The organism is Micrococcus sp. KRD128 (genome assembly GCF_017168395.1).
Lineage (GTDB): Bacteria > Actinomycetota > Actinomycetes > Actinomycetales > Micrococcaceae > Micrococcus > Micrococcus luteus.
Window position 1 is genome coordinate 87,110 of the sequence record NZ_JABFAX010000013.1, and the last position, 12,933, is coordinate 100,042.

Below are 12,933 nucleotides of genomic sequence, written 5' to 3' on the forward strand. Positions count from 1 at the left end.
AAGAGACAGGTGCTGGCGGGGGCGGGGGCACTGGAACGGGACGGGCGACGCATGGCCTGAGGCTACCCCCCGCTTTCGTTCGGGAAACGGCGCCCCGGGGAGGACTTTCGTTGACGAAACGGCCGGGCGGGCCGCCGTTTCCCGAACGAAAACGTCTCGACACGCCGCCGTTTCCCGAACGAAAACGTCCGGCCCGCCTCGCGCGGCCCTCACTCCTCGGCGCCGAGCAGCTCCCGGATGTCCTCGGCGGTGAGGGAGTCGGTGAAGGCGCCGGCGCCGGAGTCGTCGGACTCGTCCATGAGCGCACCGAACAGCTCGGCCTTGCGCCGCTGCAGCTCGAGCACCTTCTCCTCGATCGTCCCCTCGGACACGAGCCGGTAGACCATCACGGTCCGCTCCTGCCCGATCCGGTGCGCCCGGTCCACGGCCTGCGCCTCCGCGGCGGGGTTCCACCACGGATCCATGAGGAACACGTAGTCCGCCTCGGTCAGGGTCAGGCCGAAGCCGCCCGCCTTCAGGGAGATCAGGAACACCGGCGCCTCGCCCTCGCGGAAGCCGCGGATCACGTCGGCGCGCCCGCGCGTCGAGCCGTCGAGGTACGCGTGCTCGATCTCCAGGTGGTCCAGCTCCTCGGCGATCACCCGCAGGAAGCTCGTGAACTGGCTGAACACGATCACGCGGTGCCCCTCGCCGATCACCTCGGTGAGGTCGTCGAGGAACCGCTCGAGCTTGGAGCTGGGCACGGAGGCGTACTGGTCGTCCACGATCTGCGGCGCCAGCGCCAGCATCCGCAGCAGCGTGAGCGACTTGAAGATGGTGAACCGGTTGCCGTCCATGTCCCCGAGCAGCCCCAGCACCTTGCGGCGCTCGCGCTGGAGCACGCGGTCGTAGAGCTTGCGGTGGGCCGGCTCGAGCTCCACCTGGAGGATCTGCTCCTGCTTGGGCGGCAGGTCCTTCGCCACGAGCTCCTTGGAGCGGCGCAGCATGAACGGGCGCACGCGGCGGCGCAGGGCCGCCATCCGCTCGGGGTCCTCCCCGGTCTCGATGGGGGTCACGTAGGTCTCGCGGAACCGGCGGTGGCTCGGGAACAGGCCCGGCACGACGACGCCCAGCAGCGCCCACAGGTCGCTGAGGGAGTTCTCCATCGGCGTGCCGGTGATGGCCAGTCGGAAGGGGGCGCGCAGGTCGCGTGCCACCGTGTGCACCTTCGCGGCGCGGTTCTTCAGGAACTGTGCCTCGTCGAAGACCACCCCGCCCCAGTCGAGTCCGCCGTACTGGCCGGCGTCGATCCTCAGGAGCGTGTAGCTGGTGACCACCACGTCCGCCCCCGCCACCTCGTCCGCCACGGCGGTGCCGCGCTTGCGGGTGGTGGTGTCCAGGACGCGCACGTCGAGGTCCGGGGTGAACTTCTCGGCCTCGGCCGCCCACACGGACACCACGGAGCTCGGCGCGACCACGAGGAACGGCGGCCGCTCGGGCCGGGCCTGGCGTGCGTGGGCGAAGAGCGCGAGGGTCTGGACGGTCTTGCCCAGGCCCATGTCGTCGGCCAGGATCCCGCCGAGGTCCTGCTCCCACAGGAACGCGAGCCAGCGCAGGCCCTCCTCCTGGTAGGGGCGCAGGTCGGCCTTCAGGCCGGCGGGGCGCGGGGCCTCGGGGAGGCGCTCGACGGCGGCCAGACGCCCGACGGCGGCGGTCCACTCCGGGTCCTCGTCCACCTCGTCCGCGAGCTCCTTGAGGTCCTCCCAGAAGCCCACCTGGTGCCGTGAGACGGGGGTGTGCTCCGGGGTCCACTCCTGCAGGGTGGCTGCCTCGGAGAGCAGGGCGCGCAGCCGGTCGAAGGCGGGGTGGTCGAGGCCCAGGTAGGAGCCGTCCGAGAGGATCAGCGTGGTCCTGCCCTGCACGAGCGCGGTGAACAGCTCCACGAACGGCAGCACGTGCCCGTCCACGGAGACCTGCACGCCGAGGTCGAACCAGTCGTTCTGCGTGGCCTTCGTGCCGACCTCGATGCGCGGGGCGGCCTTCAGCTCGCGGTAGTCGGGGCGGTCGCCGGTGACGTCCACGCGCACGTGGTCGGCGCGCTGCAGCAGCGGCAGCACCTGCTCGGAGAACCGGGCGGCGCCCACGCCCTCGAGGACCTGCTCCTCGGCGCGGCCGGCGCGCGGCCAGAGCTCGGCCACGGCGCGCAGCACCGCGTCCTCGTGCCGGGTGTCCCGCAGGGGGTCGCCGCCGGCGTCGAGGCCGAGCTCGCGAGGCGGGTCGAAGTAGAGCCAGGACCAGCGCAGCACGAGCTCGTGGTCGGGCCGGAAGTCGGCGCGCAGCCGCAGCACGGGCGGCTCGAACTCGGGCAGCTCCACGGAGGCGTCGCCGCTGGCCACGGGCAGGGCGCCACGCAGCCGCGGGTAGATCCGGCCGAGGAACTCCTCGCGGTCCGCGGCGGGCACCCGCACGGGCCCGCCGGCGAGCACGAGCTGCTGCACGGCCTCGGGGACGGGGCGTTCGGCGGGGATCAGGTGGAGCACGGCCTCCTCGTCCGTGAGCTCCACGCGGTAGAAGCCGATGCCGCCCACGGCGTGCACACCGCTCAGCCCGGGGCCGGGCGGGGCCGGGTCCAGGGCCGGGGCCACGTCCAGGCCGCCGTCGGGGGCGCGGGTGACGTCCAGCCCGACGGCGGCGGGCGCCTCCAGCACCACGTCCGTCAGCAACCCCAGCGGCACGAGCTCCACCCCGACCTCGCGGGCCTCCGCGAGCAGCTGCCAGATCCGCGGGGAGTCGAAGACGTGCAGACCGAACCAGGCGTCGCCCGGGTACGAGTCCTCGGCCTGGACCTGACGCCAGATCAGGCGCATCGCCCGCTCCTGGGCGGGGGCGAACTCGGCGCGCGGGAACTGGAACGCCTTCCACGTCAGCCCGCCCTTGATCCACGTCCCCTTGGCCCCGCGCTTGAGCGGGCGCACGGTCACGTACAGCGGACGGCCCTCGCGCACCTGCTCCTCCCCGGCCGTCGCCGGACCCCACTGCTGGAACGCGTTGCGGGAGGACTCGGCCACGAGCTCCACGCCGATCGCCAGCGCGGGCGGCGTGCCCAGCCGGCGCGGACCGTCGAGCCCGGCCAGCGGCTCCATGACCCGTCGCCAGTCCAGGCCAGCAGCGGGTGGGGGCGCCGCCCCGTCCGCGGCCGGGGCGTCGAGGCCGGCCGGGCCGCCGTCGTCGTGGCCCCGTCCGGCGGGCGCGGGCAGCGCGTCCGCCGTGGTGACCATCTCGGCGAGCTTGCGGCGGGCGTCGTCGAGGGCCTGGTCGGCGTCGAGGCGGACCACCTGGTAGAGCGCGGCGGCCACGTGCTTGCAGTCCGTCCCGACCGGGCACGTGCAGCGCCCGCCCACCGGCTCCATGAGGGCGCCGGCACCGTCCTCGGCGGCGTCGTCATAGGCCTCCTGCAGCTGCACCTGCACCCGGTAGGGGCTGGGCGCGGTGCCCTGGACGGAGGCGCTCAGGCGGCCGGTGGCGGCGTCGTAGCGCAGGCGCCCCACGGCGCCCGACGCGGCCACGGCGAAGCCGCGGTCCGCACTGGTGGGCCCGACGACGGCGCGGATGGCCTCGGTGCGCAGGTGCGGCAGGACGTCTCCGGAATCTGCAGTGGCCATAGCGAGCAGTCTTTCACGGACCGTGCCGGGCCCGCTCCGACCGACGCCGACCCGGTGGCACGCCGACCACCCCGTTCCCGGGTCCAACACCCGAGACCTTCAGGCCGGCCCGCCCCGGACCCTAGAGTGCGCCTATGGCGTCCACACAGCCCTCCCCCGTCCACGCCGGTGCCACGCCGGCGCCCCACACCTCCCCCCTCGGCCTGTCCCTGCCGGAAGGCCGGGGCCGTCGCGTCCTCGTCACCGGTGCCACCGGGTACGTGGGCGGGCGCCTCATCCCCGAGCTGCTCGCCGCCGGCTTCGACGTCCGGGCCGGCGCCCGGAACCCCTCCGGCCTCGCGGACCGGCCGTGGTCGGACAGCATCGAGGCGGTGGAGCTCGACCTCACCGAGGCGGACCTCGTCGAAGCCGCCATGCAGGACGTGCACACCGTGCTCTACCTCGTGCACTCCATGGGCGGGGGCGGCGACTTCGTGGCCCAGGAGCAGCGGATCGCGGACATCGTGGGCACCGCCGCGGACACGGCCGGCGTGGCCCAGCTCGTCTATCTCTCCGGCCTGCACCCGGACACGGTCCCCGTCGCGGAGCTGTCCGACCACATGCGCTCCCGCGCCCTCGTGGCCGAGCGTCTCGAGCGGGCGGCGACCCCGGCGCTGACGTTCGAGGCCGGGGTGATCATCGGCTCGGGCTCCACCTCGTTCGAGATGATCCGCCACCTCTCCGAACGGCTGCCCGTGATGCCCGGCCCGTCCTGGCTGAAGAACCGGGTGGAGCCGCTGGCCATCCGCGACGTCCTGTACTACCTCCTGCAGGCCTGCGCCCTCCCGGAGCCCGTGCAGCTGAGGGCCCAGATCGGCAACGGGCACCCCCAGTCGTTCGCGAGCGTGCTGGTGGACTACGCCCGTGCCGCCGGCCTGTCCCGGCGCATCGTGATCCCCACCCCGTTGCCCTTGAAGAACCTGGCGGGCTTCTGGATCGGCACGGTGACCCCCATCCCGGTCGGGGTGGCCCTGCCCCTGGCCGCATCCCTCGCCGAGGAGGCGGTCGTGGAGGACCGCTCGGTCCGCGACCTCATCCCGGACCCGCCGGGCGGGCTGACCTCCTACATGGACGCCGTGCGGCTGGCGCTGAAGCGGGAGAAGGAGGGCCCCCTGGACGTCACCTTCGACGCGGACCTCCAGAGCTCCGCGGACCCGGCCGCCCCCCTGCCCTCGGATCCCGAGTGGGCCGGCACCACGGTCTACACGGACGAGCGCGAGCGCGAGTCCGACCTGCCCGCGCAGGAGGTGTGGCCGGTGATCGAGTCGGTGGGCGGCGCCAACGGTTGGTATTCCACCCCGCTGCTGTGGAAGATCCGCGGGCTGATGGACAAGCTGGCCGGCGGGCCCGGCCTGACCCGCGGCCGGCGGGACCCGGACCACCTGCGACGCGGCGACGCCGTGGACTGGTGGCGGGTGGAGGACGTGGAGCCGGGGCGGCGGCTGACGCTACGGGCGGAGATGAAGGCCGGCGGGCGGGCTTGGCTGCAGCTGAGCACCGAGCCGCGGGAGGGCGGAGGCTCCGTCTACCGCCAGCGGGCGGTCTTCATGCCGGACGGCCTGCTCGGACGCGCCTACTGGACCGCCATCCTGCCCTTCCACGCCGTGGTGTTCCCGGAGATGGCCGCGAACATCCTGGCCGAGGCCCAGCGCCGGCACGACGGCGGCGCGCGTCCCCGCACCCGCGGCCTGCTGCGGCCGCTGGTGGACCGCCTGCCCCTGCGTCGCAACCCGTTGGACAGGCGAGCCCGCGACGCCGACGGCGCTCAGTCCCGGGACTGACCGACGGGACCACGCGCTCAGCGGGACCGGGGACGTGCCCGGGCCGCCCGGCGCAGCCACCGCCGCCCGGGGGACAGCCGGGCCCAGTTGACCTGCAGGGTGGTGACGGCCATCCGGCCCTGCCGCACCCGCTGGCGCAGGGAGTGGAAGATGCGCCCGGCGACCTCCACCCGCAGGTCCGGATCGAACCGGATCCGGCGGCCGGCCAGGGCCAGCTGGAAGGACAGGTCCAGGTCATCGTGCACGTCCCCGCGCTCGCGGTGGACCCGGGTCCGCACAGCCTGCCACGCCTCGGCGCGCAGGGCGCAGTTGGAGCCCCAGACGGGGGTGGCCGCCACCGCGGCGCCCGCCCCCCAGCGGTACGCGCCGGTGTAGAGCGCCGCCCGCACCCGCCCCCGGAGGCCGGGCTGGTCGTGGAAGGTCCCCGGCCCGGTGAGGGCGTCGAGCCCGGAGTCGGCGTCGAACCGGGCCACGATCCGTTCGAGCCAGTCCGCGGGCATCCGCGTGTCGGCGTCACAGCGCACCAGCAGCTCCCCGACCGCGGCGTCCAGGCCGGCGGCCGCCGCGGCCGGGACCCCGCGGCGCGGCTCGTGCACCACCCGCGCGCCGGCGGCGCGGGCGAGCACCGCCGAGTCGTCCACGCAGCCGTTGTCCACCACCACCACCTCCAGCGCCGGCCGGCTCTGAGCGGCCAGCAGTGCGAGGCACACGCGCAGGTGGTCGGCGTCGTCGAGCACCGGGACGACCACGGAGACCGTGGGGCGGGCCGGGGTCACCGGGTGCGCTCCCGGCGCACGGCGAGGGCGGCGCCGACCCCGGCGCCGACGAGATCGGCGGCGAGGTCGCCGATGGTGTCCGTGTAGCCCACACCGATCTCGGGGGTCACCGCCGTGTGCCCCCACCATTCGGCCAGCTCCCACACCACGCCCAGGGCCACGGCGGCGGCCGCGATCCCCAGCCCGGCCAGGCCCCGACCGAGCAGCGCCACGGCCTGCCCGGCCTCGGTCCCCCGACGCCGGAGCCACGCCCCCACCACCAGTGCCGTCAGACAGGCGACCACGGCGGAGGCGGCGGCGTGCACGAGCAGGTCCAGCCACGGCACCCGCGGGTAGAGGCCGATGACGCTCAGCCACCCGGCCAGCAGCAGGACCGTCTGCGCGGCCCAGTCCAGGGCGCCGCCCGGGGCGAGCCAGCGGGTGAGCCACTGGGAGCCGAACACGAGCAGCATCGCCGCCGCGGACGGCCATCCGGCGTGCGCCGCCGCGAAGGGGACGAGGATCAGGCCGAGCGCGCGCAGCAGGTCCGCGGGGATCAGCGGCAGCATGTCAGCGATCGTCCGGGTGGGGGCGGCGTCCCAGCCGACGGCCGCGCCGACCGGCACGAGGACCGCTCGTCAGCAGCAGCCAGAGCGCCGGCAGCAGCAGGGCGGAGCCGAGCGGGTAGGCGAAGTCCTCCACGGGCGCCAGGCCCACGTAGGCACCCACCAGCAGCTCATGGCCATAGTCGAAGAGCCCCGCGGCGATCATCACGTTGTCGAAGACCGCCGTGAGCACCCACAGGGCCACCAGGGTGGCCGCCACGGCCCGCAGGTGCCCGCCCCGCACACGGCCCACGAGGGCGGCGCCCACGAGCACGGCCAGCGCGGAGCCCACGAAGACGAGGACGAGGTCGAGGAAGGTCACCGGCTCCCCCGGTCGGTCGGATCGGCCGGCGTCGCGACACGTCCGTCACGTCCCCGGCCGCGCAGCAGGCGCAGCGCCCCGGTGAACAGCACCATCGTGATCTGGCTGAGGAAGAGCAGGAAGAACCCCTCCTCCAGGGGCAGCTGAGGGGCGAGCATCACCCCGGTCATGTAGGGCGACTGCCGGTGCAGGAACACGCCTTCGGCGATCCCCCACAGGTCCCAGGCGAAGAAGTAGGCCACCCCGGCGGCCAGCACCAGCAGCGCCGGGAGCGGGCGATGCCACAGGAACAGCTCGAAGCGCCGGTCCACCAGCAGCATGCAGCCGATGACACCCAGCAGGGCCAGCAGGTAGATCATCCCGCCGCCCCCCGGGTCAGCGCCCACCCGATCAGCAGCAGGGTCACGAGGAAGCCGGTCACGTAGTTCAGGGGGAGGAACAGCTGCCAGCCGCGGTGGGCCGCGCCCGAGGTGGCGTCCGTGATGCGGCGGAAGCGCAGGGTGTTCACCACGTAGGGCACGGCCAGCAGCGCCGCGAGCGGGCCCGGCGGGTCGGTGGCCAGCAGCAGCAGGCCCGCCGCCGCGTACAGGCCGGCGGCGAGCAGGACGGTGCGCCGAGCGCCCAGCACGGTGGCCACCGAGGCCAGGCCCCCCTCCCGGTCCGGCACCACGTCCTGCACCGCCCCGAACATCTGCGAGGCCATGCCCCACAGGAAGAACGCCCCCAGCAGCGCCGCCAGGGCGGGCGTGGGGGTCGCCCCGGCGAGCACGAGGCCGTAGACCGCGGGGGAGACGAAGTGGGTGGCGGAGGTGGCGGCGTCCAGGAAGGGCCGCTCCTTGAATCTCAGCCCCGCCCAGGAGTACGCCACCACGGCGAACAGGCTCACCGCCAGCACCAGCACGGCGGCCCACTCGCCCCGCACGGCGGACCAGCCCGCGAGCACGGCCACGAACGGCACGGGCAGCAGCACCGACCACGCCAGCACCCGGCGGCGCACCGCGGGGTCGCCCAGCACGGAGCCCTCCACACCCCCCTTGCGGGGGTTGCGCAGGTCCGAGGCGAAGTCGAACACGTCATTGATGCCGTACATGGCCAGGTTGTAGGGCACCAGGAAGAACACGACGCCCAGGACCACCAGCCACGCGGGCAGCCCCCCGGTCAGGATCGCGGCGGCGGCGAACGGGTAGGCCGTGTTCACCCAGCTGACCGGCCGGGACGCCCAGAAGAGGGTGCGGATCATGTGCCGCTCCCCCCGGGGCCCGCGGGCCGGGCCCTGCGCGCGTCGTGGCGCAGTTCGTCCCGGACCACCTCGGCGGAGATCAGGCACATGGGCACCCCGATGCCCGGGCGCACCGAGGAGCCCGCGTACATCAGGCCGGCCACGTCCGCGTCCCGCACCGAGGGGCGGAACATGGCCGACTGCGCCAGCGTGTGCCCGGGGCCCAGCAGCGAACCCCGCCAGGCGTGCACGTCCGCGGCGAAGTCACCGGGCCCGTAGGTGCGCCGCACCACGATGCGCTCGGCCAGGTCCGGGATCCCGGCCCAGCGGGCCAGCTGGTCGAGGGCCCGGTCCGCCACGGCCTCCACCTGGGCGTCCCCGGCGCGGTCCACCCGCCAGCCCTGGCCGTCACGGACCCGGATGCCGCCGCGCCCCCACCCCGGCTCGGCGGGGGCCGGGACGAGGATGAAGAGGTTCTCGTCGCCCTCCGGGGCCACGCCCGGGTCCGTGGCGGAGGTGCGCGAGACGTAGATCGACGTGTCCGCGGCGAGGTCCTCCCCCCGCTCGATGCGCCCGAAGTTGTCCTCCCAGTCGGCCGTGAACAGCAGGGTGTGGTGGGCCAGCTGGGGCAGGGATCCGCGCACCCCCACGCACACGAGCACGCCGGAGGGGCCGGGGTCGCGCCGGTCCCACGTGGACTCCGCGACGCGCCGGCCGGGAGGCAGCAGACGGGTCTGCACGTGGTGCAGGTCCGCAGCGGCCACCACCACATCGGCGTCGTGGCGTCCCACGGCGCCATCGGCGGACCGCCAGGCGACGCCGGTCACCCGGCCCGGGCGGCGACGTCGGCCCCGGTCCCCTCGCGGGCGGCCGGGGATCGGCAGCCGGTCGCGGAGGCGTGCCCCCGCGGTGGGCGGGTCCGCGACCTCCACGGCGGTCGCCTCGACCCCGGTGCGGATCTCCACGCCGGCCTCGCGCACGACCTCCGCCATGGCGTCCACGAGGGCCGCGAACCCGCCGAGGGGGTACTGCACGCCGTCGGCGAGGTCCAGATGGGACATCAGGTGGTACATGGCGGGGGCACGGTCGGGGGACGTGCCGAGGAAGACCGCCGGGTAGCCCAGGATCTGGCGCAGCCGGGGGTCCTGGAAGCGGGCCGCGACATGGGAGCGCAGGCCCCCCAGCAGCTGGGGCCCGAGGGCCGGCAGGGCGCGCAGGACGTCCGGGTGGGCCAGGACGGCCGGCCGGCGGAAGTCCGTGTAGAGGAAGTGGTCCTTGGCGAGCCCGTAGATCCGGGACGCGGAGTCGAGGTAGGCCCGCAGCCGGCGCCCGGCGCCGGGCTCGAGGGACTCGAACAGCGTCTCCGCGTGGCCGGTGCGCACGTCCACGGGAGGCTCCTGGAGGTGCCCCTCGAAGTACACCCGGTAGCCGGGGTCCAGGCGGCGCAGGTCCAGTCGTTCGGCGGCGGAGGTCCCCATGAGGCGGAACCAGCGGTCGATCACCTCGGGCATCAGGTACCAGGAGGGCCCGGTGTCGAAGGTGAACCCCGCCTCGGACCAGCGTCCGGCACGGCCGCCCAGGACGGCGCCGCGCTCCAGCAGCGTCACCCGGTGCCCGTCGCGGGCCAGCAGGCCCGCCGTGGCCAGTCCGGCGAACCCGCCGCCCACCACCACGGTGCGCGGGCCGAGAGCGGTGTCCGGGGCGTTCATCGGCGACCTCCCCGGCGGCCACGGGCCAGGACGCGGGCGGCGATCCGGGCCTTCTGGCGGTCCGGCACCCGGACACGGCGGTGGGCCAGCTCGGCCGCCGGGGTCGCCTCGATCCGGTCCGCCAGGGCGGCGAACAGTCCGTGCGCCAGGGCCACGGCGCGCCCGGCCCCGGGGTCCAGGGCACGGATGCCGGGCAGGGCGGCGTCGAGGTCGGCGCGGACCTCGGCCACGAGTTCGGCCTTGCGGGCCTCGGTGAGCACACCCGGTGCGGCACCGGGCAGGTAGGTGCGGCCCAGCTCGTGGTGGTCCGCGGCCAGGTCCCGGAGGAAGTTGACCTTCTGGAACGCCGCCCCCAGCCGGGAGGCCTGCGCGCGCAGCTCCTGCCGCTCGCCCGGGGTCCGGACCCGCGTGCCGGGGAGGGAGAGGAAGACCTGCAGGCACATCAGTCCCACCACCTCGGCCGAGCCGTGGATGTAGGCGTCCAGGGATTCGGCGCCGTGCTCGCGGATCCCCAGGTCCGCGCGCATGGAGGCGAAGAAGGGACGGGTCAGCTCCGGGGTGATGCCGTGGCGACGGGCCACGTCGGCGAAGGCGTGCAGGACCGGGTCGGTGGCGAAGCCCGACGCCATCGCGGCCTCACACGCCCGCTCATAGTCGTCCAGGGTGGCGCGGACCCCGGCCTCGTCGAGCCCGGCGGCCACCGCGACGCCGTCGACCACCTCGTCGGCGACGCGGACCATGGCGTAGATCGTGGCCACGTCCTGGCGGGCCTGCCGGGGCAGGGTGCGGCAGGCCCAGGAGAAGGACGTGGAGTAACGGCGGATCACCTGGGCCGCTGCGGCGTGGGCCGTCCGCGTATACAGCGCGGCAGGGCTCGGGGCGGGCGCGGCCATCTCAGGACCTCCGGGGCAGCACGGCGTGGCAGGCGTCGGCGAACTCCGCCCGGACCGTCTCGTCCAGGGGCAGGGCCGCGATGCGCTCGCGGGCGCGGACGGTGAGCTCGGCGGCGACGTCGAGGGCGTGCTCCCGGGCGCCGGCCTCCTCCAGGGCGCGGCGGGCGGCCTCGATGTCCGCGGGGGTGGCCGGGCCCGCGTCGAGCAGGGCGCGGACGGCGGGGATGCGGCGGCCGTGGGCGGTGAGCACGGTGGCCTTGCCCTCGCGCAGGTCGCCGTCGGCGGACTTGCCGGTCTCCCCGGGATCGCCGAACACGCCGAGGACGTCGTCGATCACCTGGTAGGCGGCGCCGAGGTCGGCGCCGGCCTCGCCCATCGCCCGGGCGAGGTCGGGATCCGCCCCGGCCAGGAGGGCGCCGGCGCGCAGGGGCGCGCCGACCGTGTAGTGCGCCGTCTTGAGCCGTTGCATGGCGAGGATGCGGTCGGGATCGGGCTCCTCACCGGTGTGGCGGGACAGCCCCAGGAGCACGTCTTCGAGCTCGCCGGCCGCGGTCACGGCGGCGGCGTCGAAGACGACGGCGGCGGCCTCGGCGGCACGGGCGATGTCGGCGGCACAGGTGGCGGCGAGCCGGAACGCCTGGGTGAGCAGGACGTCCCCCGCGATGAGGGCGACTGCGACCCCGGCGTGGGCGGCGTCCGCGGCGGGCACCCCGCGGGCCTCGAGGCGGTGCCGGGCGGAGGCGTGCACGGCGGGTTGGCCGCGCCGCAGCGTGTCCCGATCGATGACGTCGTCGTGGACGAGCAGCGCGGTGTGCAGCAGTTCGAAGGCGGCCCCGAGTCGGTCGACGGCAGCGCGGCCGGACGGAGGGACCGGGTCGGCGGTCGCCAGGCGCCAGCCGAGCTCGACGAGACGGGGGCGGATGAGCTTGCCGGCGCCCACATGGACGTGGAGCGAGTCGAGCAGCTCGGCGAAGGCGGCGGATCCGGGTGCCTGGGCCGCGGCATGTCGGAGCGCGGCGTCCAGCTCGGCGGTCAGCCCGGAGAGCGCGGCCTCGCCGCCCGTCCTCGCTTCACCCATGGCGCCTCCTCGGTGGCGGACACGACGCGGCACCGACCGCCGCATCTGTTCGACCGTCTAACTTCTGGACGCAGAAGAGACTACGGCCCGCGCCGGTCCCGCGTCCATGCGCGGCGGTCCCGGGTGACGCGATCTCACGACGCACGGGGCCGCCGCCGGGATCAGGCATCGGCGGACGCCGTCTCCAGGGTGATCTCCGGGTCCACGATCTGACCCTCCCACTCACCGGAGACCCCGTACACGACGCAGTGCTTCTCGTCGGTGCCGTAGTTGCCCAGCTCGGAGGAGGTCAGGACGGCCCCGTTCAGCTGGTCCTCCTTCTCCTCGCTCAGGCGCTGGGCCTGGGCGGTGCAGGTCTGGGCGGCGGCCGGGTCGGCCTCCTCACCCTCGGCCACGGCCGGCACGGCCCAGAGGTACTCCGCGGTGTGGGCGCCCTCGCAGTCGGTGGTCTCGAAGGAGGACAGGTCACGGGCGCCGAGCGGGGCGGTGAAGCACGTGCCGGCCTCGTAGTCGGCCGGGGCCGCGGACAGCGACGACGCCGAGGCGGACGACGACTCCGAACCCTGCGCGGACGCGGAGGCGGGCGCCGACGTCGAGGCGGACGCGTCGGCGTCGGACGAGTCCTGACCGCCGCACGCGGTGAGGGCCAGCAGCGCGGCAGCGGACAGGCCGGCGAGACGGGCGGAACGGGACAGGGCGGCGAAGGCCATGGGGTGCTCTCCTCGAGTGATGTGGGACGCGCCGGGGTGTGGCGTCGACCTCAGCACTCTAGCCACGCCCGGCCGTCGAGATCGGGCGGAGGTGACGTGGCCCACATCTGATGGGCGGCCCGGCTCGCCTGCCACACTGAGAGGAATGCAGACCCCGGCCACGCCCTCCCCGCACGACCGC

Annotated in this window: 11 protein-coding genes; 1 reads left to right on the forward strand and 10 read right to left on the reverse strand. The window is 75.0% G+C overall.

What is annotated here, in order from left to right:
* Positions 1 to 209 precede the first annotated feature (209 nt).
* On the reverse strand, positions 210 to 3,641 hold the full coding sequence (locus J1M44_RS05860) for a DEAD/DEAH box helicase (RefSeq protein ID WP_206480738.1): 3,432 nt from the start codon (positions 3,639 to 3,641) through the stop codon (positions 210 to 212).
* A gap of 134 nt (positions 3,642 to 3,775) precedes the next feature.
* Here J1M44_RS05860 and J1M44_RS05865 point away from each other — a divergent pair, with 134 nt between their 5' ends.
* Positions 3,776 to 5,461, forward strand: coding sequence for an SDR family oxidoreductase (locus J1M44_RS05865; RefSeq protein ID WP_206480739.1), 1,686 nt, complete (start codon positions 3,776 to 3,778; stop codon positions 5,459 to 5,461).
* A gap of 17 nt (positions 5,462 to 5,478) precedes the next feature.
* Here J1M44_RS05865 and crtX read toward each other — a convergent pair whose 3' ends face one another.
* The 9 genes from crtX to J1M44_RS05910 all read right to left on the reverse strand — a co-directional run bounded on the left by crtX (position 5,479) and on the right by J1M44_RS05910 (position 12,752).
* The gene (crtX, locus tag J1M44_RS05870) at positions 5,479 to 6,237 is read right to left on the reverse strand and encodes a C50 carotenoid glucosyltransferase CrtX (protein WP_206480740.1); all 759 of its coding nucleotides are present in this window, start codon (positions 6,235 to 6,237) and stop codon (positions 5,479 to 5,481) included.
* The gene (locus tag J1M44_RS05875) at positions 6,234 to 6,785 is read right to left on the reverse strand and encodes a hypothetical protein (protein WP_206480741.1); all 552 of its coding nucleotides are present in this window, start codon (positions 6,783 to 6,785) and stop codon (positions 6,234 to 6,236) included. The genes crtX and J1M44_RS05875 overlap by 4 nt, the downstream gene beginning before the upstream one ends.
* A gap of 1 nt (position 6,786) precedes the next feature.
* Positions 6,787 to 7,143 carry a lycopene cyclase domain-containing protein gene (locus tag J1M44_RS05880; RefSeq protein WP_206480742.1) on the reverse strand — a complete coding sequence of 119 codons (357 nt, stop codon included), beginning with the start codon at positions 7,141 to 7,143 and terminating at the stop codon, positions 6,787 to 6,789.
* Positions 7,140 to 7,529 (reverse strand): C50 carotenoid gamma-cyclase subunit alpha CrtYg, encoded by a 390-nt coding sequence (gene crtYg, locus J1M44_RS05885; protein ID WP_206480743.1) that lies wholly within the window; start codon positions 7,527 to 7,529, stop codon positions 7,140 to 7,142. Before crtYg ends, J1M44_RS05880 begins: the two co-directional genes overlap by 4 nt.
* The gene (locus tag J1M44_RS05890) at positions 7,499 to 8,383 is read right to left on the reverse strand and encodes a prenyltransferase (RefSeq protein WP_070708834.1); all 885 of its coding nucleotides are present in this window, start codon (positions 8,381 to 8,383) and stop codon (positions 7,499 to 7,501) included. Before J1M44_RS05890 ends, crtYg begins: the two co-directional genes overlap by 31 nt.
* Positions 8,380 to 10,071 carry a phytoene desaturase family protein gene (gene crtI / locus J1M44_RS05895; protein WP_206480744.1) on the reverse strand — a complete coding sequence of 564 codons (1,692 nt, stop codon included), beginning with the start codon at positions 10,069 to 10,071 and terminating at the stop codon, positions 8,380 to 8,382. The genes J1M44_RS05890 and crtI overlap by 4 nt, the downstream gene beginning before the upstream one ends.
* A complete protein-coding gene (locus J1M44_RS05900) occupies positions 10,068 to 10,964 on the reverse strand; it encodes a phytoene/squalene synthase family protein (protein WP_206480745.1) in 897 nt (298 codons plus the stop codon). Before J1M44_RS05900 ends, crtI begins: the two co-directional genes overlap by 4 nt.
* Before the next feature lies 1 nt (position 10,965).
* Complete coding sequence (locus tag J1M44_RS05905) at positions 10,966 to 12,042, reverse strand: polyprenyl synthetase family protein (RefSeq protein WP_206480746.1); 1,077 nt, start codon at positions 12,040 to 12,042, stop codon at positions 10,966 to 10,968.
* A gap of 161 nt (positions 12,043 to 12,203) precedes the next feature.
* Positions 12,204 to 12,752, reverse strand: coding sequence for a hypothetical protein (locus J1M44_RS05910; protein WP_002857352.1), 549 nt, complete (start codon positions 12,750 to 12,752; stop codon positions 12,204 to 12,206).
* Between the last annotated feature and the right edge of the window lie 181 nt (positions 12,753 to 12,933).